The 21,162-nt window shown below is 70.4% G+C and carries 22 protein-coding genes and 1 pseudogene; 7 read left to right on the forward strand and 16 right to left on the reverse strand.

The features are described 5' to 3' along the window. The first annotated feature begins 84 nt into the window (after positions 1–84). Both B116_RS0123205 and B116_RS0123210 read left to right on the forward strand, forming a co-directional pair. Positions 85–969 (forward strand): DUF5667 domain-containing protein, encoded by an 885-nt coding sequence (locus B116_RS0123205; RefSeq protein ID WP_018724169.1) that lies wholly within the window; start codon positions 85–87, stop codon positions 967–969. Positions 970–1,134: 165 nt separating this feature from the next. Continuing rightward, positions 1,135–2,007 (forward strand): HAD family hydrolase, encoded by an 873-nt coding sequence (locus B116_RS0123210; RefSeq protein ID WP_027661472.1) that lies wholly within the window; start codon positions 1,135–1,137, stop codon positions 2,005–2,007. A 29-nt stretch (positions 2,008–2,036) separates the two neighbouring features. Here the strand turns inward: B116_RS0123210 and B116_RS0123215 are convergent, their stop codons facing one another. The 7 genes and pseudogenes from B116_RS0123215 to B116_RS0123240 all read right to left on the reverse strand — a co-directional run bounded on the left by B116_RS0123215 (position 2,037) and on the right by B116_RS0123240 (position 7,238). Further along, positions 2,037–3,314 carry an MFS transporter gene (locus B116_RS0123215; protein ID WP_033667820.1) on the reverse strand — a complete coding sequence of 426 codons (1,278 nt, stop codon included), beginning with the start codon at positions 3,312–3,314 and terminating at the stop codon, positions 2,037–2,039. Positions 3,315–3,385: 71 nt separating this feature from the next. Further along, positions 3,386–4,258, reverse strand: coding sequence for a lysophospholipid acyltransferase family protein (locus B116_RS0123220; protein WP_027661474.1), 873 nt, complete (start codon positions 4,256–4,258; stop codon positions 3,386–3,388). Next, positions 4,255–5,331: an NAD-dependent epimerase/dehydratase family protein gene (locus B116_RS0123225; protein WP_027661475.1), complete on the reverse strand. Its 1,077-nt coding sequence runs from the start codon at positions 5,329–5,331 to the stop codon at positions 4,255–4,257. Before B116_RS0123225 ends, B116_RS0123220 begins: the two co-directional genes overlap by 4 nt. 119 nt (positions 5,332–5,450) lie before the next feature. Continuing rightward, positions 5,451–5,552, reverse strand: a complete 102-nt coding sequence (locus B116_RS27205) for a 30S ribosomal protein bS22 (RefSeq protein WP_007465623.1) — start codon at positions 5,550–5,552, stop codon at positions 5,451–5,453. Positions 5,553–5,755: 203 nt separating this feature from the next. After that, a complete protein-coding gene (locus B116_RS0123235) occupies positions 5,756–5,965 on the reverse strand; it encodes a helix-turn-helix domain-containing protein (RefSeq protein WP_027661476.1) in 210 nt (69 codons plus the stop codon). Positions 5,966–6,149: 184 nt separating this feature from the next. Further along, positions 6,150–6,308 (reverse strand): annotated as a pseudogene (locus B116_RS27735) (ABC transporter ATP-binding protein); the annotation flags it as partial. A 12-nt stretch (positions 6,309–6,320) separates the two neighbouring features. After that, positions 6,321–7,238: a proline dehydrogenase family protein gene (locus B116_RS0123240; RefSeq protein ID WP_018724163.1), complete on the reverse strand. Its 918-nt coding sequence runs from the start codon at positions 7,236–7,238 to the stop codon at positions 6,321–6,323. A 97-nt stretch (positions 7,239–7,335) separates the two neighbouring features. On the opposite strand from B116_RS0123240, the gene B116_RS0123245 reads away from it, so the two are divergent. Beyond that, entirely contained in the window at positions 7,336–7,923 is a 588-nt protein-coding gene (locus B116_RS0123245; RefSeq protein WP_018724162.1) for a CGNR zinc finger domain-containing protein, read from the forward strand. On the opposite strand, the gene B116_RS0123250 is transcribed toward B116_RS0123245, so the two are convergent. Together B116_RS0123250 and B116_RS0123255 are read right to left on the reverse strand one after the other, a co-directional pair. After that, a complete protein-coding gene (locus B116_RS0123250) occupies positions 7,916–8,791 on the reverse strand; it encodes a sugar phosphate isomerase/epimerase family protein (RefSeq protein WP_018724161.1) in 876 nt (291 codons plus the stop codon). The genes B116_RS0123245 and B116_RS0123250 overlap by 8 nt on opposite strands. Before the next feature lie 76 nt (positions 8,792–8,867). Then, entirely contained in the window at positions 8,868–9,812 is a 945-nt protein-coding gene (locus tag B116_RS0123255; protein ID WP_018724160.1) for a Ppx/GppA phosphatase family protein, read from the reverse strand. Between the two features lie 73 nt (positions 9,813–9,885). On the opposite strand from B116_RS0123255, the gene B116_RS0123260 reads away from it, so the two are divergent. Then, positions 9,886–10,683, forward strand: coding sequence for a hypothetical protein (locus B116_RS0123260; protein WP_027661477.1), 798 nt, complete (start codon positions 9,886–9,888; stop codon positions 10,681–10,683). Positions 10,684–10,842: 159 nt separating this feature from the next. On the opposite strand, the gene B116_RS0123265 is transcribed toward B116_RS0123260, so the two are convergent. The 3 genes from B116_RS0123265 to B116_RS0123275 form a co-directional block, all read right to left on the reverse strand. After that, the gene (locus B116_RS0123265; RefSeq protein WP_020608323.1) at positions 10,843–11,526 is read right to left on the reverse strand and encodes a response regulator transcription factor; all 684 of its coding nucleotides are present in this window, start codon (positions 11,524–11,526) and stop codon (positions 10,843–10,845) included. Positions 11,527–11,545: 19 nt separating this feature from the next. Beyond that, complete coding sequence (locus B116_RS0123270) at positions 11,546–12,826, reverse strand: sensor histidine kinase (RefSeq protein WP_027661478.1); 1,281 nt, start codon at positions 12,824–12,826, stop codon at positions 11,546–11,548. Between the two features lie 150 nt (positions 12,827–12,976). Continuing rightward, positions 12,977–13,744, reverse strand: a complete 768-nt coding sequence (locus B116_RS0123275) for a phosphoglyceromutase (protein ID WP_018724156.1) — start codon at positions 13,742–13,744, stop codon at positions 12,977–12,979. Positions 13,745–13,897: 153 nt separating this feature from the next. Between B116_RS0123275 and B116_RS0123280 the strand changes: the two genes are divergently transcribed. Further along, positions 13,898–15,157: an MDR family MFS transporter gene (locus tag B116_RS0123280; RefSeq protein WP_018724155.1), complete on the forward strand. Its 1,260-nt coding sequence runs from the start codon at positions 13,898–13,900 to the stop codon at positions 15,155–15,157. Positions 15,158–15,532: 375 nt separating this feature from the next. On the opposite strand, the gene B116_RS0123285 is transcribed toward B116_RS0123280, so the two are convergent. The 3 genes from B116_RS0123285 to mshA form a co-directional block, all read right to left on the reverse strand. Beyond that, positions 15,533–16,195, reverse strand: coding sequence for a hypothetical protein (locus tag B116_RS0123285; RefSeq protein WP_026322067.1), 663 nt, complete (start codon positions 16,193–16,195; stop codon positions 15,533–15,535). Positions 16,196–16,269: 74 nt separating this feature from the next. Continuing rightward, a complete protein-coding gene (locus B116_RS0123290; protein WP_027661479.1) occupies positions 16,270–16,845 on the reverse strand; it encodes a type III secretion system chaperone family protein in 576 nt (191 codons plus the stop codon). Next, positions 16,842–18,269 carry a D-inositol-3-phosphate glycosyltransferase gene (gene mshA, locus B116_RS0123295; protein WP_027661480.1) on the reverse strand — a complete coding sequence of 476 codons (1,428 nt, stop codon included), beginning with the start codon at positions 18,267–18,269 and terminating at the stop codon, positions 16,842–16,844. The genes B116_RS0123290 and mshA overlap by 4 nt, the downstream gene beginning before the upstream one ends. A gap of 167 nt (positions 18,270–18,436) precedes the next feature. Here mshA and B116_RS0123300 point away from each other — a divergent pair, with 167 nt between their 5' ends. Then, entirely contained in the window at positions 18,437–19,201 is a 765-nt protein-coding gene (locus B116_RS0123300) for an SDR family NAD(P)-dependent oxidoreductase (protein ID WP_018724150.1), read from the forward strand. Between the two features lie 8 nt (positions 19,202–19,209). Further along, positions 19,210–20,004: a class I SAM-dependent methyltransferase gene (locus B116_RS0123305; RefSeq protein WP_033667821.1), complete on the forward strand. Its 795-nt coding sequence runs from the start codon at positions 19,210–19,212 to the stop codon at positions 20,002–20,004. A gap of 30 nt (positions 20,005–20,034) precedes the next feature. Here the strand turns inward: B116_RS0123305 and B116_RS0123310 are convergent, their stop codons facing one another. Continuing rightward, positions 20,035–21,126 carry a UDP-N-acetylmuramate dehydrogenase gene (locus B116_RS0123310; protein ID WP_027661482.1) on the reverse strand — a complete coding sequence of 364 codons (1,092 nt, stop codon included), beginning with the start codon at positions 21,124–21,126 and terminating at the stop codon, positions 20,035–20,037. Positions 21,127–21,162: the final 36 nt, after the last annotated feature.

Consider the following 21,162-nt stretch of genomic DNA (forward strand, 5'->3'; position numbering starts at 1 on the left):
GAGCCTCCCGCGATGCCTGCCCGTCCCCGGTCGCCGGTAACGATCGCGGCCGACCGGCCGCGCCCAGCGAGGGAGGTGCCAGCGGTGAACAGCGACCTCTTTTTCTCCCGTCGGCGCGCCGAGCGCTTCGCGCAACTTCTCGACGAAGCAAACGGCGGCCGACGACACCATGTCCGATCCCGAGTCGACGAAGAGCTCACGGACCTCGTCGAGGTCGGGCAGCAGCTCGGTGACGCCGCCCCGACGGTCGAGGTCAGTACCGAGTTCCGGACCGGCCTACGGGCGATGCTGCTGGCCACCGCCGAACGCGAGGGCCTCGGCCGCCCCGCCCCGACGGCCACCACCGACCGGACGGAACACCGCCCGGTACCGAACCGCTCCTTCCTCCTCCCCGCCGTTAGCGCACGACGGGCCCGGGCCCGCGGTGCGATCCTGATCGGCATCGCCACCGGCGCCGTCGCCGTCTCCGGCATCTCCGCGGCCAGTGAGAACGCGGTACCGGGCGACGCACTGTACGGGATGAAGCGGTCGACGGAGCGCGCTCAGCTCGCGTTGACCGGCTCGGACCACAGCCGCGGGCAGCTCTTCCTGGACTTCGCCCGGACTCGCCTGAGCGAAGCGGCCCAACTGAGCGGCGACCGGACCGGCTACAGCGGTGTCCTAGACGATATGGACGCCGACACCCGCCAGGGAATTCGCCTGCTCACTACCGCCGCGGTACAGGACCTCGACCTGACGGCGCTGGACGTGGTCAACACCTTCGTCGCCGCGCAGCGTACGGCGGTCAACGAACTCGTGGGCGACGGAACCCGCGCCGACCGCGACCGCACCCAGCGCTCACTCGCGCTTCTCGACGATGCCCTTCGGCGCTCGGACGCGCTGCGGGCCGCCATCGGCTGCGGCCTGCCCGCGCCGAGCGGCAGCGACGCGCTCGGTCCTACTCCGGCGAACTGCCCCGCAAACCGCTGACACCGCCCGCGGCGGGCCGGCCCCGCTCCCCCCGAGGAACCAGCAGCCACCGCCGGCCCGCCGCACACCTGGGTCGTTTGCCCGGTTGCAGGCCCGCCTCGGTGGGCCACCCGGCTACCCTCGCCAGGTGGCGCACGGTGCGCCGGTCGTACGGAGGGGGAGCACGTGGCCAGCCGAGAGGTGCCCGTCGACACCGACACCCGTAGGCGCATCTCCGGTGGGAGCTCGGCTGGCGGCGCGCCGACCCCGCCGCCGGATCGGGGCGCGGCTGCCTTCTTCGACGTGGACAACACCATGATGCAAGGAGCATCGATCTACTGGTTCGCTCGTGGACTCGCCGCACGCAACTACGTCACCACCAGTGACCTACTCCGATTCGCCTGGCAACAGCTGCGGTTCCGGGTACTCGCCACCGAGCATGTCGGCGACATGTCGCAGATCAAGGAGGCCGCGCTCGCGTTCGTCGAGGGCTGGCGGGTGGAGGACGTGGAGCGCCTCGCCGAGGAGATCTTCGACGAGCTGATGGCGCCCCGGATCTGGGCCGGCGCCCGCCAGCTCGCCCAGGGTCACCTCGACGCCGGGCAACGGGTCTGGTTGGTCAGCGCTGCCCCGGTGGAGATCGGCCGGGTGATCGCCACCCGGCTGGGGCTCACCGGTGCCATCGGAACGGTCGCCGAGGTAGTGGACGGCGCGTACACGGGACGGCTGGTCGGCGACCTGATGCACGGGCCCGCGAAGGCGGAGGCGGTGACCCGACTCGCCGCGGTGGAAGGGCTGGACCTGTCCCGCTGCACCGCCTACAGCGACTCCTCCAACGATCTACCGATGCTCGCCGCGGCCGGCCGCGGGGTCGCCGTCAACCCGGATTCCGCGCTGCTGCGGGAGGCCCGCCGACGCGGATGGGAAGTACGGGACTTCCGTACCGGACGTCGGGCGGTGAAGATCGCCGTCCCATCAACCGCCGCCGTCGGGCTGGTCGCCGGAGCGGTCACTGCGGGGCTGGCCCGGCACCGCCGCCGCACGTCCATCCGGACGTGAGCTCCCCCGCCAACACGCTCGCGCCGCCGTCAGTGGGTGGTTGACCCGGCCGGAACCGGCGTTGGTGCCGGATCGTCGGTGTGGGCGATGTGGGCGAACTGGCGCCACAACCCCCCGACGAGCAGTGCCGAGCCGGCGAAGGCGAACCAGAATGGAGCGGTCATCCCGAGGAGGGTGACGAGGGGGCCGCCGAGCGCCGAGCCGACGACCAGCCCGCCGTACCCACTCATGGTGTAGATGCTGTTGACCCGACCCTGAAAATAGATCGGCACCGCCCGCTGCCGAATGGTCAGGGCGGTGGTGCCCCAGGCAAACGCGTGCGCCCCGAAGACGAAGAGGATGCCCGAGGCGACCCAGGGCGAGGTGGTGACGGCGAGACCGAGATGGGTGAGGGTTTCGATGATCAGCCCAGCCCGCATGATGCCCCCGAGGCTCACCCGGCGGGCGAGCCAGCCGTACCCGACGGTGGCGAGCAGCCCGCCCGCCGCCATCGCCGTGCTGATCAGGCCGAAGCCGACGGCACCGAGGCCGAGTCGCGCATCGGCGTAGAGCACCAGGATGGACCAGGCTGCGCCGTAGGTGATGTTGAAGAACAGAGCGGTTAGGCAGAGCGTCCGAACGGCCGGATGACGGACGGCCCAGTGAAACCCAGCCACGATGTCACCGCGCAGATCCCGGGTCTGCCCCGCCGCGGCCGGCGCCCGCGGTGGCAGCGACACCCGGGTCACCAACAGCAGCCCGGCCGCGAGGAGAACCGTGTTGGTGGCGAACGGCCAGGACCGACCGGCCGCGAAGAGCACGGCCCCGAGCGCCGGGCCGGCCAGTTTGTTCAGCGTGATGACCCCGGCCAGGACGCGGGCGTTGGCGATCGCCAGGTCCTCCCGACGCACCAGCATCGGCGTCAGCGTCCCCGTCGTGTTGTCCGCGAACACTTCGGCGCTGGCGAGCAGTGCCAGCGTCACCAGCACCACCAGCACCGACACCCGGTCGGTCACCAACGCCCCGACCAGCACGCCGAGGGTGCCCACCCGGACCGTATTAGCCACCAGCACGATGCGCCGCCGGTCGAGTCGATCGGAGAGCACCCCGGCCCAGAGGCCGAACACCAGCGGCGGCGCCCAGCGCAGCAGGGCCGCCAACGCGACCAGGAGCGGGTTGGTGGTCAGCGACGCCACCAGCAGCGGCCCGGCCGCAACCGCGATCCCGTCGCTCAGGTTCGTCGCCCACGACGAGGCCAGCAACCAACGGAACCCGTTACCCAACCGAGCTGGCACGACCGCCTCGACGACTCTCCGCACAACGAGCACCGTACGAAGGCACCAGTCGATCGCAACCGAATTCCGCCCGCCCGCGGGCTCGCCGCTGGTGGCGCCCCTCGTCAGGGGCCGAACGGGTCCGGCCGCTGCTCCAACAGCCGGTGCAGGGTCTGCTGAATGGTCTCCCGCACCTGGTCGGCGAGGTTGAACACGACCAACGGGTCATCGGCCGAGTCGGTCAGGTGCTCGGTGGCGATCGGCGGGCAGAACTCGATCAGCCACTTACTCGGCAACGGCACCATGCCCAGCGGACCGAGCCAGGGGAAGGTCGGCGTGACGGGGAAGTATGGCAGCTTCAACAGCCGGGCGAGGGGCTTCACATCGGCGAGCATCGGATAGGTCTCCTCACCCCCGACTATCGCCACCGGCACGATCGGGGTACCCGTACGCAACGCCGCGGAGACGAAACCGCCCCGACCGAATCGTTGTAGCTTGTAGCGCTCCGCGTACAGCTTGCCGATGCCCTTGAAGCCCTCGGGGAAGACGCTGACCAACTCACCGGAGTCGAGCAGACGCTCGGCGTCCGGGTTGCAGGCGACCGTGCCGCCGCCCTTGCGGGCCACCGCCGACACCACCGGCATCCGGAAGACGAGGTCCGCACCGAGCAGCCGGAGAAATCGGTGCTGGGGGTGCTGGTCGTGGAGCACCGCCGAGAGAATCAGCGCGTCCAGGGCCACGGTGCCGGAGTGGTTACCCACTACGAGGCCCGCCCCCATGTCGGGCACATGCTCCAGCCCGGTGACCTCGGTGCGGAACCAGTCCCGGTAGAGCAGTCGCAACAGTGGATGAAAGACGGATCCGGTGAGCTGCGGGTCGAAGCCGAACTCGTCAACCTCGTAGTCGCCGGCGAGGCGTCCACGCAGAAACGCCAAGCCACTCGCCACCTTCCGATCCCAGTGGTCGCCGGGCTGCTCGGAGACCGCCCCGCCGCTCACGACCGCTCCCGAGCCGCGGCGGAGCGAACCTGCCGGACCCCGTCGAGCACCAGCTGCTCAGCGGCGGCTAGCCGCTCCCGGGTCATCACGACGCCGTTGCGGTGGGCGCGGATGAAGTCGTCGAAGGCGGCAGCAGTGGAGCGTGGGGTGAAGCCGAACTCCCGCTCCAGCCGGTTGGTGTCCACGACGCGACCATGCACGAAGAGGTCAACCTGGTCCAACCCGTAGCGGCCGAAGCCGAGCGTCCGGGCCAACGCGGCCGCCCCGGACAGGCCCGGCTCCAGCACCGGCACCGCGACTCGGCCGGCGCGCCGAATGGCCTGGGAGAGCGCCAGCACCCCGGGGCCGGCGACGTTGTAGGTGCCGGGATGGTCCAGCACGACCGACCGGTGCAGCACCTCCAGCGCGTCCTCGAAGTGCAGGAACTGCAGCCGTGGGTCGCGGCCGAACACGGTGGGCACCAGCGGTTGGGCGAAGTAACGAGTGAGCGTGGTGTCGGCGGTCGAGCCGATGAACGGCGCGAACCGCAGCACGGTGGCGGTTACGTCGGGGCGACGGCGGCGAAAACCTCGCACGTACCCCTCGATGTCCAGGATGTCCCGGCCGAAGCCACCGCGCGGTACTTCACGCGGCTCGGTCTCCTCGGTGAAGACCGCCGGGTCGCGGAAGGACGCGCCGTAGGCGGCGGTCGAGGAGCGGATGACGAGCTTGCGCAGCCGGGGCGCGTGCTGTGCGGCGGCGAGCAGCTGCATCGTGCCGATGACGTTCTGGTCCTTCATGGCCGCTCGGCCCCCGTGCTGCGGGTCGGGAGCGCTGACCAGGGCCAGGTGCACCACCGCGTCAACGTCGAGGTCGGTGAGGAGGCCACCGATCGAACCAGCATCCACCCGGACCCGCTCGACCCCGTTGAGCAGGTCGGTTAGCTCGCCACCCGCCTCGGATGGGTCGACTCCGAGGACCCGCCCGACCCGTGGGTCGGCGGCGAGCCGTGCGGCGACGTGGGCACCGAGGTAGCGACTGACCCCGGTCACGACGACGACCCCCGGGGCACCGGAGGGGCCACCGGGGGTCATGCCGCACACCGTCCTCGGCAGGCGGGATCGAGCCGGAATATCCGTGGCTTGATCACCTAAGCCTCCGAGGGTCGACAGCTGGCACGTGATGACGGTGCCGGGACCAGCCCGGCACCGGATCACTTGCCGAGACGGCGACGCTGGACGCGGGTCTTGCGCAGCAGCTTGCGGTGCTTCTTCTTAGCCATGCGCTTGCGGCGCTTCTTGACCACCGAGCCCATACGACAGCCTTTCGATGCAATGTGCGGGGCGGACCGGATGACACCGGCGTCCGCTTGCGGACAACGGACCGGACCTGCGGGACGGGCGGCGGAGCGCATCTGTGGTCACGGTCGGGTCCAGGGTAGCCGGGAAGCCTCAGCAGGACCAACGCGGCCCCTCAATGCCGGTCACCGCGGCCGGTCCAGGCCCGCGGGCGGGCGGTTCAGGCGGTTTCCTGAAAGGCACCGCGCAGGTACTCGTGCACCGTGTGCTCGGGGACACGAAACGACCGACCGACCCGGATGGCGGCGAGCTCGCCGCCGTGCACCAAGCGGTAGACCGTCATCTTTGACACCCGCATGACCGTCGCCACCTCGGCGACGGTGAGGAACCTGACCTCCGACAGCTGACTGTCGGACCGCGACCCGGCCATGGCTCACCGCCTATCCCATGCCCGGCGCGTGCTATCCCGACGGGGCTTCCGCCGGACCAGCGACGCGCGTGTTACCAGTACGGTAGCGGGGCCGATGTGACCGGCGCGATCTCTTCGGACAAACCGTCACGATTCACACCAGTGGAGTCGAGGCGCTCCCGCCGCCAGCGGCACGGCACCCCGCTCAGTCCCCACGGAGCCCGGTGGCGCCGGTGGCGCCACCGGTGCCACCGGACAAGCGCCCCGAGCCGCTTCCGGACGCGGACCGGGGCTCCGTGCTGGGAGCAGGCACCAGTGTGTCAGGGCGCCCGTCGACGCCCGACACCGGTAGATCATGACCGCCGCCGGTACGCGACTACCGACCCATCAGGGCGTGGGCGAGGAACCCCAGATTGGCGGGGCGCTCAGCCAGGCGACGCATGAGATAGCCGAACCACTCCTCGCCGTACGGCACGTACGTGCGCACGGTGTATCCGTCGCCGATCAGACGGGCCTGATCGGCGGAGCGGATGCCGTAGAGCATCTGGAACTCGAACTGCTCCGGTCCCCGGTCGAACCAGCGGGCCCGGTCCTCGCCGATCGCGATCAGGCGGGGGTCATGCGTGGCGAGCATCGGGTAGCCGGCCCCGGCCATCAGAATGCTCAGGCACCGTACGTAGGACCGGTCCACGTCCCGAGCGGACTGGTAGGCCACCGATTCGGGCTCCCGGTACGCGCCCTTGCAGAGCCGGACCCGGGAACCGGCGCCGGACAGCTGCCGGCAGTCGGACTCGGTCCGGCGCAGGTACGCCTGGAGCACGGCCCCAGTGGACGGGTAGTCCGCGCGCAGTTTGACGAGGATATCCAGAGTGGAGTCGGTGGTGGTGTGGTCCTCCATGTCGAGAGTGACCGTGGTGCCCCCGGCCTCGGCCGCCGCGCAGATCGCCCGGGCGTTGTCGTAGGCGAGCTGCTCGTCGAAGGTCTGCCCGAGCGCGGAGAGCTTGACGCTCACCTCGGCGGCCGGGGTGAGCTTGTCGGCGGCGAGCGATTCCAGCAGGCCAAGGTACTCATCACGAACGGCACGGGCCTGCTCGGGTGTGACCGTGTCCTCACCGAGGTTATCCAGGGTGACCGCGAGCCCGTCGGCAACGAGGGCACGGGTGACCCGCAACGCGTCCTCGGGCCGGGGGCCGGCGACGAACCGGCGCACCACGTTCCGAGTGATCGGGGCTGTCGCGACGAGCCGCTCGCACCGCGATGACCGGGCCGCAGCGAGAATGACGGTACGAAGCATGGGGCGAGAGTAACGCTCATAGCAGCAAAACGGTGGGGCTGTCACATCGCGCTACATCGACACGTCGCATGCCGGGAAGTCGTCTACGGTGGTTGACGTGAACTTCGACGCGTACGCCCGAACCGGAGTCGATCTGATAAACATCCGGTTGGACGACCTCGACGCCCTCCGTTCGCTCTTCCCCGACGACGTCTCGTGGATGCGGGACGAGGTGTCGGAGCGAGATCTCACGATCTTTCGACGGGCGCAGAAGCGACTTCGCGATGTCTTCGAATACGGCACGTCCGGACGGGACGTCCAAGCCGTCGCCGAGCTGAACGCGCTGCTGGAGGCGTACCCGGTGCAACCGCGCATCTCCGGGCATGACTCCAGTGACTGGCACATGCACGTCACCAGCCGCGGCGCCTCGGTGAGTGCGGAGTACCTGGCCGGCGCGGCCTGGGGGCTGTCGGTGTGGCTCTGCGAATACGGCAGCGCCCGGTTCGGGGTCTGTGCGGACGAGCGGTGCGGCAACGTCTACCTGGACACCTCGTCGAACTGCTGCCGGCGGTTCTGTTCGGAGCGCTGCGCAACCCGCTCCCACGTGGCGGCGCACCGGGCCCGCAAGCGGGCCGCGATCCGCGACCGGGTCGCGGTGGCGGCGCAGTCCACCGCCCCGGCCGACAACCTGACTGCGGTCAGCTGAGCGTCGGCCTCCCACCGGGATGCTCCTCGGCTTCCCGGTCGCCCGGCCGCACCGGCTCCGATCCGGCAAGGCTCGCGGCCGGTGGGTCGAGGTGCTGGCGGGCGAAGGCCAACGCCGCCCGTAGGTCCGCTTCCCGGACCGCGCGACTTGGCGCCCGCCGGGTTGACACCTCCACCGCGACCGAGCCGGTGAAGCCGCGACTGGCGAGTGAGCGCAACAGCTCGGCGCAGGGTTGGGTCCCCCGGCCGGGAACAAGATGCTCGTCGCGTCCCTCACCGGTGCCATCGCCAAGGTGAACGTGGGCTAGGCCGGAGCCCATCCGGTCGGCCAACTCCAGCGCGTCGGTGTGGGATGCGGCGCAGTGCGACAGGTCGAGGGTGTAGGTGGGGTACCCCGTCGTGGTCGGATCCCATCCCGGAACGTACGGGACGAACTGCCGCCCCGCCATCCGCACCGGATACATGTTCTCGACCGGGAAGCTGATGCCACTGAACCGCCCGGTGACCTCATCCAAGCCCTCGGCGAAGTTACGGGCGTAGTCCCGCTGCCAGGTGAACGGGGGGTGCACCACCACGGTCGGCGCGCCCAGCGTCTCGGCTAGCTCACCAGAACGGCGCAACCGCTCCCACGGGTCGGCGCTCCACACCCGCTGGGTCACCAAAAGGCACGGGGCATGCACGGAGAGCACTGGCACGCCGTAGTGCTTGGCGAGTCCGGCGAGCGCACCAGCATCCTGGCTGACCGCATCGGTCCAGACCATCACCTCGACGCCGTCGTAACCAAGCGTTGCGGCCAGCTGAAACGCCGCCGCGGTCCGCTCGGGGAAGACCGACGAGGTGGACAGGAGAACCGGAACTCGGGAAGGCACAGCATCGAGAGTAGCCGGCGCCGATAGGGATCTTCAGGATGAGTCCCGGCAAATACCGCTGGCTACCGAGGATGCGTCACATCGGTGCAAGCTGATCCAGCCGGCGCAGGATCACTCCCTCCCGCAACGCCCACGGGCAGATCTCCAGGGTGCCGATGTCCAGCCGGCGCATCGCCGCCTCGGCGACCACCGCACCAGCCAACAGCTGATGTGCCCGGCCGGCGCTGACCCCATCCAGCTCGACGAGCTGCGCCGGGGGTATGTGCCGGATAAACCCGAGCACCTGCCGCAGCCCGGCCCGGGTGAGCCGACGGCGGGCCCAGACGCCCGCTCCGGAGGGGGCCGCGCCGGCAAGGCGGGCCAGGGTCCGGAAGGTCTTCGAGGTAGCGACCGGACGCTCCCAGCCCACCTTGTTCAGCTCCCCGGCCACCGCGTCGAGCTGGCCGTCCACGTACGCCCGCAGCTTCTCCACCTGCTCGACCCCGGGCGGGGTGGTACTGCCCGCAGCGACCCGGAGATGGCGGCGGGTGAGCCGACCAGCGCCCAGCGGCAACGACACCGCAGCGTCCGGATCCTCGTCAATGCCCGCCGCGATCTCCAGCGAGCCTCCGCCGATGTCCAGCACTAACAGCCGCCCGGCCGACCAGCCGAACCAGCGGCGCACCGCGAGGAAGGTCATCCGGGCCTCGTCGGCACCGGTCAGGACCTCCAGTCGAACCCCGGTCTCCGCCTGGACCCGGGCCAACACCGCAACCGAGTTGGTTGCGTCCCGAACCGCGGAGGTGGCGAAGGCGATCAGGTCGTCGGTGCCCAGCCCGATTGCGGACTCCTTCGCGGACGCGACCGCCCGCACCAGGGAATCCGCACCGGCGGTGGTGAGCGCGCCATCCGGGCCGATCTGTTCGGCCAGTCGCAGCACTGCCTTCTCGGAGTGCGCCGGCCAGGGGTGTGCACCCCGGTGAGCGTCCACCACCAGCAGGTGCACCGTGTTGGATCCAACATCAAGGACGCCCAGCCGCATGAGGCAAACCCTAGAGGCAACACCCGGCCGCGGCGCACCGGCCCAGCGATCCGCTGGCGCGTACGCTGGTCAGGTGAGAGGGCAGATCGAGCTCCATACGCGGCTAGCCGGTCCACGCGGCCGGGAGGTCCCGCTGGACTTCCCCCGGGAGTGGATCGAGTTCGGCGATCCGGCCGACGATATCCACCTGATCCGGGCCGACCTGACCTGGCTGCTGTCCCGGTGGACCTGCGTCTACGGGCGCGGCTGTCACGGCATCAACGCCGACCGCCCCGCCGACGGCTGCTGCTCGCACGGCGCGTTCTTCACCGACGCCGACGACGAACAGCGGGTCCAGTCGGCGGTCAAACGGCTGACCCCGGGTACCTGGCAGCACCACCGGCAGGGCTTCAAGAACTGGACCGAGACCGACACGGTTGACGAGAAGACACCCGCCCGGCGGACGGCCACCCGGCCCGACGGCCCCTGCGTCTTCCTCAACGACGCCGGCTTTCCCGGCGGTGCCGGCTGCGCCCTGCACGCCCAGGCGCTCCGCGACGGCGCCCACCCGTTGGAGTACAAGCCGGATGTCTGCTGGCAGCTGCCGATCCGCCGCGAACAGGAGTGGGTCCAGCGCCCGGACGGCACCAAGGTGCTCCTCTCCACGCTCGGGGAGTTCGACCGTCGCGGCTGGGGCGCCGGCGGGCACGACCTGGACTGGTGGTGCACCTCGTCCCGGGACGCACACGTGGCGGCCGAACCGATGTACATCTCGTACGCCCCCGAGCTGACCGCCCTGATCGGTGCGCCCGCGTACGCCGAACTGGCCGCGTTGTGTGCCGCCCGGGCCCGCCATGGGCTGGTCGCCCCGCACCCGGCCGACCCGGACTGAACCGGCACGACGCGGGCGCGGGACGGGCACAGCCGCAACTGCGCTCGGCCGGGTTGACGCACGGCTGTTCCGCGCGAGACTGGGCCACGCGCCGCTGTTAGCGCAGACCGGGCCGTGCTGCGGCCGTTCAGCGCCGCAGCGGGCTGCGTGGACGTCCGGTCACGGCTCGAACTTGTAGCCCAGGCCTCGCACGGTGACGATGTAGCGGGGAGCGGATGGTTCCGGCTCGACCTTGGAACGCAGTCGCTTGACGTGTACGTCGAGGGTCTTCGTGTCGCCGACGTAGTCGGCCCCCCACACCCGATCGATCAGCTGGCCCCGGGTGAGCACCCGACCGGCGTTGCGCAGCAGCAACTCCAGCAGCTCGAACTCCTTCAACGGCAGTTGCACCGGGGCGCCGGCGACCGTGACCACGTGCCGCTCGATGTCCATCCGAACCGGGCCCGCGGCCAACGTCGCCGCACCGGTCTCCACCGTCTCGACGCTCTTGCGGCGCAGCACCGCGCGGATCCGGGCGACGAGCTCCCGTGGCGAGTACGGCTTCGTCACGTAGTCGTCGGCGCCGATCTCCAAGCCGACCACCTTGTCGATCTCACTGTCCCGAGCGGTGACCATGATGATCGGCACGTGCGAGCGCTGCCGGAGCTGCCGACACACCTCAGTGCCCGACATCTCGGGCAGCATCAGGTCGAGCAGCACGATGTCGGCACCGGTCCGGTCGAACTCGCTGAGGGCGGAGGGGCCAGTCGCGGCAACCGAAACCTCGAAGCCCTCTTTACGGAGCATGTACGACAGGGCATCGGAGAACGACTCCTCGTCCTCGACCACCAGAACGCGGCTCAACAGAGGTTTCCTTTCACTGTCACGTCTGCTGGGACTCGGCCGGTTCGGCCTCGATCTCAGCCGAGGGCGGTATCACCAGAAGGTCGTCCGGGGGACGGGCGGGGAGCCGGAGGGTGAACGTCGAGCCCTCGTCGGGAGTGCTCGCGACCTCCACCCGTCCGCCGTGATTGCTGGCGATGTGTTTGACGATGGCGAGCCCGAGACCGGTGCCGCCGGTCGCGCGGGATCGGGCCTGATCGGCCCGGTAGAAGCGCTCGAAGATCCGGTCCACGTCGCTCGGGCCGATCCCGATGCCCTGGTCGGTGACGGCGATCGTGACGTGTTCGTCGTCGCGCTGGGCGGTGATCCGGACGGTGGTGTTCTCACCCGAGTAGTTGATGGCGTTCTCGACCAGGTTCGACACGGCGGTGGCCAGCTGGGTGTCACTGCCGTACACCGTCAGTCCCCGCTCGCCGGCTACCACCACGTCGATCCGGCGGGAGCTGGCACCGGTCCGGGTCCGATCCACCACCTCGCCGACCACCCAGTCCACGGCGACCGGCTCCGGCGCGGGCTGCGGGTCGGCGCCCTGGAGTCGGGTCAGCTCCAGCAACTCCTGCACCAACCGACCCAGCCGGGTCGACTCATGCCGGATCCGTTCGGCGAACCGGCGAGTGGCGACCAGATCCTCGGAGAGGTCCGGCTGTTCCTCGTCGACCGGCTCGGTCGCGTCCAGCAACGCCTCGGCGAGGAGCTGGAGCGCCCCGATCGGGGTCTTGAGTTCGTGACTCACATTGGCCACGAAGTCTCGCCGGACCCGGGCCAGCCGGTGCGACTCGGTCACGTCCACAGCTTCCACAGCGACGTGGCCGCCGCCGAGGCCAACCGCCCGCAGGTGCACGCCGAGCGGATTCTCCGCGGCGACGCCGTCGCTCCCCCGAGGCAGGTCCAGCTGGATCTCTCGCCGTACGCCGGTCCGCCGCACCTGCCCCGCGAGGGTTCGGATCAACGGATGGGCGGCGACCGTGCCCGGCGTGCTGCCAGCGCGGAGCAGCCCCATCGCCCGGGCTGCCGGGTTGACCAGGACGGGCTCGTCGTCGTCGGCGAGCACCACAACGCCGACCCGGAGAGAGTCGATCGTCCGACGACCGAGGCCGGACGATGAACCGTCGGCTATCGCAGGCCTCCCCCCGGGCCGAAGGGAGCCGGACTGGCGGCTCCCGACCGAGATCGATCCGACTCGCCGCGCCAGGACGAGCCGGGTCAGCAGCACGCCGACCACCAGTCCCACGGCCACCGCGACCGCCACTACCCACTCCACCGGGCGATCGTAGGTCCTGGTTAACCCAGCATCCGAACAGATCAGGACGAAATGTCCTCACTTTCGCGGATATTCATCACCCCGTCCGACCCCGTTCACCAAGGCTTTCCCTGCCCAGGGCCCAGCGCCGTCGGGGTCGCTCGGCCCGGGTCAACGGCCCTGGTTCGCCACCGCCGCAGCGGCTTCCCGCGCCGCCGCCGGGTCCAGGTAGGTACCGCCGAGCGTCATCGGGCGCAGCTGCGGGTCGAGGTCGTACCGCAGCGGGATCCCGGTCGGGATGTTCAGCTTCGCGATCGCCTCGTCGCTGATCTGATCCAGATGCTTGACCAGCGCGCGCAGCGAGTTGCCGTGCGCGGCCACCAGCACGGTCCGGCCGGCCAGGATGTCCGGCACGATCGAGTCGTACCAGTACGGCAGCATCCGCTCGACGACGTCCTTCAAGCACTCCGTCCGCGGCATCAGCTCGGTCGGCAGCAGCCGGTAGCGCGGGTCACCGACCTGCGACCACTCGTCCCCGTCCGCGATCGGCGGCGGCGGCGTGTCGTACGAACGGCGCCAGCGCGTGAACTGCTCCTCGCCGTACTCGTCGAGGGTTTGCTTCTTGTTCTTGCCCTGGAGAGCGCCGTAGTGGCGCTCGTTGAGCCGCCACGACCGACGCACCGCGATCCAGTGCCGATCGGCGGCGTCCAGCGCGAGCTCCGCGGTGCGAATCGCCCGGCGCAACAGGCTGGTGTGCACCACGTCCGGCAACAGGTTGTGCTCCCGCAGCAACTCGCCACCACGACGCGCCTCGGCCTCCCCCTTGGCGGTCAGGTCCACGTCGACCCAGCCGGTGAAGAGGTTCTTGGCGTTCCAGTCGCTCTCACCGTGTCGCAGCAGAACCAGCGTCCCGATGGTGGGCCCTTCACTTGCAGTCATGTCGGCCATCCTGCCCCACCGACGAACCGGTCACGTGCGAAGGGGTGACTACCACCACCAGGAATTCCGGTGACCAAAACGCCGCCCACCACTAGGTTGTAAGGCGCTTAGACGATGCCGTTCATTACGGAAGCGGGGCGCCGGGTGCGGACCATGCGAGGTTGGTTACACGAAACGGCCGGTGGTCTTCCCCACACCTTCTGGTATCTGTGGACCGGCACCCTGATCAACCGGCTTGGCTCGTTCGTCCTCATCTTCATCGCCATCTACCTCACCCAGGAGCGGGACTTCTCCGCTGCCCAGGCCGGCCTGGTCCTGGGGCTGTGGGGGGTCGGCGGCGCGGTGGGCACCACCGTCGGTGGCATGCTCGCGGACCGGTGGGGCCGCCGGCCCACGCTGCTCACCGCGCACCTCGGCGCCGCGAGCTTGATGCTCGCCCTCGGCTTCGCCCGAGACCTCTGGTTAATCGCACTCGGCGCCCTCCTGCTCGGGCTCTTCGCCGAGGCCGCCCGGCCCGCCTTCGGCGCCATGATGATCGATGTCGTGCCGGCGAAGGACCGGTTGCGCGCCTTCAGCCTGAACTACTGGGCGATCAATCTCGGCTTCGCCTGCGCCGCGATCCTCGCGGGGTTCGCGACCGAGGCCGGCTACCTGCTGCTCTTCGTGGTCAATGCGGTCACCACCCTGATCACCGCGCTGATCATCTTCTTCAAGGTCAGCGAGACCCACCAACCGCTGGCCGCCGGCGGGCCGAAGGCCCAGACCGGGGCGCTGCGCGTCATCCTGTCCGACCGGGTCTACCTCGGGTTCGTGGCGTTGAACCTCTTCGCCGCGTTGGTCTTCCTCCAGCACATCTCGATGCTGCCGATCGCGATGGGCGACTCGGGGCTGAGCCCGGCCACGTACGGCGCGGTGATCGCACTCAACGGGGTGCTGATCGTGGCAGGCCAGCTCTTCGTACCGCGGTTGATCAAGGGTCGAAACCGGTCCCACGTGTTGGCACTGTCGGCGGTGGTGCTCGGGGTCGGGTTCGGGCTGACCGCATTCGCCGAGACCGCCTGGTTCTACGGTCTGACCGTCCTGATCTGGACCGTCGGCGAGATGCTCAACTCGCCGTCCAACGCCACCCTGATCGCCGAGCTCTCCCCGAATGAGCTACGCGGTCGCTACCAGGGGGTCTTCTCGCTCTCCTGGCAGATCGCCGGTGCCGCGGCGCCGGTGCTCGGCGGGCTCGTCCGGGAGGGGTCCGGCAACGCCACCCTCTGGCTGGGCTGCGCCCTGATCGGCGGACTGGTGGCGGCGGCACACCTGATCTCCGGACCGGCACGGGAGCGCCGGGCCGCCGCGCTGCGGGCAGTCAACCAACCGCCGCCAACCGTGGTCGGGAAGCAGCAGGCAACCGAGGTGGGGTGAGGTTGCCTGGCCACCGAAATACGCGAAACGCCCATCGTGACTTCATCGATGGGCGTTTCGCTGCGTACGACCGGCGGCGGCGGGCGGCACTCACCCCCGTAAGCGGCGCCCGCTCACGCCGCCGGTCAACGGGTGGACACCGTCCCCCAACGGTGTTGCTCCACCCGTCCCCGCGCCACACTCGATGCTCGGATCTGATCGATCCTCCGCTCCCCCGAACGGAACCGAGCGCCGCACGGTGCAATAAAGTTAGTTCGCCCGGAATCTGGAAACAAATCGACCGGGTGTCTCGCCGGTCACAAGCCGGCTGCCCTTCGGTCCGGTCCGTCCTCCGGCCACCAGCGGACTACCCGCCCGGCAACTCCGGCAAACAACTCATCCGTCCTCCCGATCGGGTGACTCTGTACGGAAAAAGTTGCTCATTCTGCCGTCGCGCAGCCGCTCCTGATAGATCAAATTCAGCTTCCGCAGGTCAAAGGTCCGGAACCACTCGTCCCATGTGATTTCGCGCACCCGGGGGCTCTGCCGATACCCCGGCATGTTGAAAGTGAGCACCCCGGCCCGGCCATCCCGCTCGGTGCCCCGGATCGTCGCCGGCTTCGCCTTGCGCTCCCGCGCCCACCGCCGGATCACCTCGTGGTTCGTGGTGACCAGGCTCCGGCCCGCGCGCTCCGGCCGATCGGTCAGGGCGGAGATGACCTGCGAGGACCGCACCGACCGCGAGGTACGTGGCCCGGTACGCACCCCGGTGCCACCCGCCGACCGCCCGCTGGACGTCGCCCGGCGGCCCGGCCCCTTCGTACCGCCCGATCCGCGCTCCGCCCGCAAGGTCTTCACCAGCGTCCGCACCAACTCCGGCTTGCGCAACGCGGAGGTGCCGGTGACACCGTGCTGGCGCAACTGCCCACGGATCTCGTCCACCCGCATCCGAGAGATCGTGGCCTCGGACACCTGCGGTGTGTCCGAGCTCTGGTTTCCTGGCCGGCGTGCGGTCCGGGTCGCCGTACCGCCGCGGCCTGCGCTGCTTCGCTGAGCCATGGAACGCTCCTCCGCCAGTCCGTCGTCGGCGCGCGGCCGGTCCCAGTACCGCACCGCACACCACGGCGTACCCGTCAGGACAGCGCCGAATCCCCCGGGGCAGCGGTCGGGTGCCCGGCAGCGGTCGGGTCGGCAACTGACGGCGCGGCCCCGCCGTCAGCCGACTCGACCAGGTGGGCGAAGGCCGCGAGGTTGGCGGTCGACTCGCCGCGCTTGACCCGCCACTCCCACTCCCGCCGAATCGAACTGCCGAAGCCGATCTCCAGCATCGTGTCGAAGGACTCGTCCGCGTACGTGAGCACCGACCCGAAGAGCCGATCCAACTCGTCGGCGTCCACACCCGCCGAATTCATCCGGCCGGTCAGGTAGACGTCACCGACCGCGTCAATGGAGAACGACACCCCGTACATCCGGGCGTTGCGCTGCAGCAGCCACGCCCACAGTTCCTCGCGGCGCTCATCGGGCTGGCGCATCACGAACGCCTCGACCCGCAGCGCGTACTCGCCGATGATCAGATTGCAGATCGTCCGCAGCTTGTGGGTGCCCGGCAGGGTCACCGCGTACGAGTTCGGGCCGGTCGCCTCACAGGCCAGGTCCCGCTCCGCGCAGACCGCCTCGATCAACGCCCCGAGCTCGCTTCTCCCGTTCACCGCCCCACTTTACGACCGCTCCCGCCCAGCCGCGCCCCGCGCCGGTCCGGCCTCCATCGCCAGTGAGCGGTGCCGGGCCTCACCGGGAGGGTGGCTACGTCAGCCGACCGGGTTCGGTACTCGGCGACCGCCTCCCCGTAGACATCCAATAGGTCACGCACCGTCCGATCCCAGGAGAAATTGCGGGCCTGGCGTTGCGCGCCGTGAGCCAACGTCGCGCGCCGGCCGTCGTCTGGCAGCAGGCGACCCAGCGAACGGGCCCACGCAACCGGGTCGTGGCCATCCACGAGGACCCCGCTCACCTCGTCGCGTACCGCAGTGATCAAACCGCCGACGGCGGCAGCCACCACCGGCGTGCCGCAAGCCTGCGCCTCTAACGCGACCAGCCCAAAGCTCTCGTTGTAGGACGGGACCGCCACCAGGTCGGCCGCCCGGTACAGGGCGGGCAAATCGTCACCGGTCTGCGGTGGCAGGAACCGGACCCGATCGGCGACGCCCAACTCGGCGGCCAGTTCGATCAGGTGAGCCGGCCGCTCAAGCCCGCTGCCGCTGGGGCCACCGCAGACAACCACCGTCATGTCGTCGGCGAGCGCCGGATCCCGCTGGCGCAGCGCCGCCGCCGCGCGGATCAGCACGTCGGGGGCCTTGAGCGGCTGGATCCGGCCGACAAACGCCACCACGTAGCCACGCTCGGGCAGGCCGAGCCGACGACGGGCGAGGAGCTTCGCCCGGGCACGATCACCGTCTGGTGGGCGGAACCGGGCCAGATCCACCCCGGGTTCGACCACCTCAACCCGAGTCGGGTCGGCGTCGTACCGGTCGATCAGGTCACCGGCCTCGGTCTTGGTGTTGGCGACCAGCCGGTCGGCCTCGGCCACCACCTGCTCCTCGCCGATCACCCGGGCCTTGGGTTCCGGCCGGTCCCCGGCGGCGAGCTGCGCGTTCTTGACCTTGGCGAGGGTGTGCGCGGTATGCACCAGCGGAACCCCCCACCGCTCCTTGGCCAGCCAGCCGACCTGCCCGGAGAGCCAGTAGTGCGAGTGGATGAGGTCGTAGTGCCCCGCGGCCCGGGCGGCCTCGGCCCGCAGCACCCCCGCGGTGAACGCGCAGAGCTGGCCGGGTAGCTCCTCCTTGGTCAACCCGCCCAACGGTCCGGCGATGATGTGCCGGACGTGCACGCCCGGCACCATCTCGACCACCGGCGGTAGGTCGGCGGCGGTCGCCCGGGTAAAGATCTCGACCTCGACGTTCGCCTCCGCCAGCCGCCGGGCGACCTCCAGGATGTAGACATTCATCCCGCCTGCGTCACCCGTGCCGGGCTGGTGCAACGGCGAAGTGTGCACGGAGAGGGTCGCGATCCGGCGGGGCCGGGGCCACGGCCGGGCACCTCGCTGACGACCGACACCGGTGTGCTGTTCCGCCACGTCCGCTCCTTCTGTCACGGTTGCCGTCCCGCACGACCGGCGCTTCTCGGTCAACCTCCACGCCAGGTGTCATCTTCCCGATCGGGGTTCGGTAATTCCTTCCGGCCATCCCCGGGCGTGACGGACCTCATCGCCCCCGCTCCCGAGCTCGGGGCCAGAATGGGCGGATGGCATCCGTCGCTGTCGTCACCGGAGCATCCAGCGGGATTGGGGCGGCCACCGTCCGCCGACTCGCCGCCGAGGGGTTCCACGTACTGGCCGCCGCCCGGCGCACCGACCGCCTCGCCGACCTGGTCCAGGAGGTCGAAGCCAACGGTGGGTCGGCCACCGCGGTTGGCTGCGACGTGACCTCGGACGAGTCGGTGGCCCGCCTCGCCGCCGCAGCGGCGGCCGCGCCCGGTCCGGTCAACCTGCTGGTCAACAACGCCGGGGGAGCACGCGGCCTGGACCCGGTGGAGACCGGCGCGGTCGGTGACTGGCAGTGGATGTACGACGTGAATGTCCTGGGCACGCTGCGGGTTACCCAGGCGCTTCTGCCGGCGTTGGTCTCCTCGGGAGCCGGCACGATCGTCGTCGTGTCGTCAACCGCCGGCTTCACCGTGTACGAAGGCGGGGGCGGCTACGCCGCCGCCAAGCACGCGCAGACCGCGGTCGCCGGCACCCTGCGACTGGAGCTGTGCGGCCGGCCGGTTCGGGTCGTCGAGATCGATCCCGGGATGGTACGGACTGAAGAGTTCTCGCTGGTCCGCTTCGGCGGGGACGCCGACCGGGCGGACGCCGTCTACGCCGGAGTATCCGAGCCGCTGGTCGCCGACGACGTGGCGGACTGTGTCGCCTGGTGCGCGACCCGACCGCAGCACGTGAACGTGGACCGGCTGGTGGTCCGTCCGTTGGCGCAGGCCGCGCAGCACAAGGTCCACCGGGCCGGTTGAGCCGGGTGATGGCGGTGCCGGCACGACGTCCGTTCGGTGTCGTGACCCGCGGAACGACGAACCCCAACCGACTTCGCCGGGTGGACAACTGGATCGCCACCACCTGCGGGGATGTGCTGCGTGCGGCAGCGGACCCGCTCGTCGTCGACCTGGGCTACGGCGCCACCGGGGTCACCGCCGTCGAGCTGCGCTCCCGATTGGCCCACGCGGTCCGCCCCGACGTACGCGTGATCGGGCTGGAGATCGACCCGGTCCGCGTCGCCGCCGCCCAACCGGTCGCCGACCCACCCCGGCTCACCTTCGCCCGAGGCGGCTTCGAGCTGGCCGGTCTCCGCCCGGCCCTGGTTCGCGCCTTCAACGTGCTACGCCAGTACGACGAGGGTGCGGTGGCGGGCGCCTGGGCGACGATGACCGCCGCGCTCGCCCCCGGTGGCCTGCTGGTCGAGGGGACCTGCGACGAGTTGGGGCGGCTCGGCGGGTGGGTGCTGATCGACGAGGGTGGCCCCCGCACCTTGACCCTGGGTGCCCGGCTGGCCACCCTGGACAGTCCCGCCCGGCTCGCCGAACGGCTCCCCAAAGCCCTGATCCACCGCAACGTCGAGGGGGAGCCGATCCACGCCCTACTCCAGGCCCTGGAGAACGCCTGGCGGACAGCAGCCCCCTACGCCCCCTTCGGTCCCCGCCAGCGCTGGCTGCATACGGTTACCGCCGTCCGCGACGCGGGTTGGCCGCTGGCGTACCAGCCCCGCCGCTGGCGCCAGGGCCTGGTCACCGTCGACTGGGCGGCGGTGGCTCCCCGCTGACCGGTCAACTGCGCTTGCCGACCCGTCGAGTCAGAGAGCGCAGTTGATCAGGACGGGTTCGGGGTGCAGGGTCACGCCGAAGCGAGCCTGCACGCCGTGGCGAATCTCGCGGGCCAGGCGCACCAGGTCCTCAGTCCGGGCGGTGCCGGAACGGTGGGTCAGCGCCAGGGTGTGCTTGGTGGAGATGGTGACGACACCTTCCGGACCCGGGTGGCCCTTGCCGAAGCCGGCCTTGTCGATCAACCAGGCGGCACTGACCTTCACCGTGCCATCGGCACCGGGCCAGGACGGCGGCTCGCCGAGCTCGGTGGCCCGTTCCCGCAGCCGCTCGTAATCGGCCTGGTCCAGCACCGGATTGGTGAAGAACGAGCCCACTGACCAGGTGTCCGGGTCGGCCGGGTCGAGCACCATGCCCTTGCCCGCGCGCAGCCGCAGCACGGCAGCGCGGGCCTTCGCCAGCGGTACCCGGTCACCGACCGCCACGTCGAGCGCCCGAGCGAGTTCGGCGTAGCGAACCGGGCCGGACAGCGGCGACCGGTTGAGACGGAAATCTACCGACAGCACCACCCACCGGTCGCTGTACTTGAAGATGCTGGACCGGTAGCTGAACCCGCAGTCGCGGGCCTCGATCCGACCGGTGGTGCCGGCCACCCGGTCGTACACCTGCACCCCGGTGATGGTCTCGGCGACATCCTGCCCGTACGCGCCGACGTTCTGGATCGGTGTCGCGCCGGTGGAGCCGGGTATCCCGGACAGGCACTCCAGGCCGGACCACCCGCTGGCCACGGTCTGGGCGACCAGGTCGTCCCAGGGCTCGCCGGCCTCGACTCGCACCGTGACGGTGTCGGTGTCGGTGTCGGTGACCTGCAGCCCCCGGGACCGGACCAACACCACTGTCCCCGGGAAGCCCGCATCGCCGATCACCACGTTGCTGCCACCGGCGAGGACCAGGATCTCTTCGCCGCGCTCCCCCGCCTCCCGCACCCCGCGGACGAGGTCATCCGCACTGGTGGCGGTGACCACGCGGGCAGCCCAACCGCCGAGCCGCAGCGTTGTGTATCGCGACAAATGACACTCGGCGTCCCGTTGGGCCCCGGACGTCGACTGGAGAACCTCTGCCACGCCCCTCACCCTAAGCTGAGGGGTAGCCGCGGCACC

Source organism: Salinispora fenicalii (assembly GCF_000514815.1).
GTDB lineage: Bacteria > Actinomycetota > Actinomycetes > Mycobacteriales > Micromonosporaceae > Micromonospora > Micromonospora fenicalii.

What these genes read in the sequence shown, in the direction of transcription:
- B116_RS0123300 (WP_018724150.1), top strand. Translation starts at nt 18,437, where the DNA reads ATGGCATCCGTCGCTGTCGTCACCGGAGCATCCAGCGGGATTGGGGCG.
- B116_RS0123305 (WP_033667821.1), top strand. Translation starts at nt 19,210, where the DNA reads ATGGCGGTGCCGGCACGACGTCCGTTCGGTGTCGTGACCCGCGGAACG.
- B116_RS0123285 (WP_026322067.1), bottom strand. Translation starts at nt 16,195, where the DNA reads ATGGCTCAGCGAAGCAGCGCAGGCCGCGGCGGTACGGCGACCCGGACC.
- B116_RS27205 (WP_007465623.1), bottom strand. Translation starts at nt 5,552, where the DNA reads ATGGGCTCGGTGGTCAAGAAGCGCCGCAAGCGCATGGCTAAGAAGAAG.
- B116_RS0123280 (WP_018724155.1), top strand. Translation starts at nt 13,898, where the DNA reads ATGCGAGGTTGGTTACACGAAACGGCCGGTGGTCTTCCCCACACCTTC.
- B116_RS0123235 (WP_027661476.1), bottom strand. Translation starts at nt 5,965, where the DNA reads ATGGCCGGGTCGCGGTCCGACAGTCAGCTGTCGGAGGTCAGGTTCCTC.
- B116_RS0123255 (WP_018724160.1), bottom strand. Translation starts at nt 9,812, where the DNA reads ATGCGGCTGGGCGTCCTTGATGTTGGATCCAACACGGTGCACCTGCTG.
- B116_RS0123225 (WP_027661475.1), bottom strand. Translation starts at nt 5,331, where the DNA reads ATGACCCCCGGTGGCCCCTCCGGTGCCCCGGGGGTCGTCGTCGTGACC.
- B116_RS0123240 (WP_018724163.1), bottom strand. Translation starts at nt 7,238, where the DNA reads ATGCTTCGTACCGTCATTCTCGCTGCGGCCCGGTCATCGCGGTGCGAG.
- B116_RS0123275 (WP_018724156.1), bottom strand. Translation starts at nt 13,744, where the DNA reads ATGACTGCAAGTGAAGGGCCCACCATCGGGACGCTGGTTCTGCTGCGA.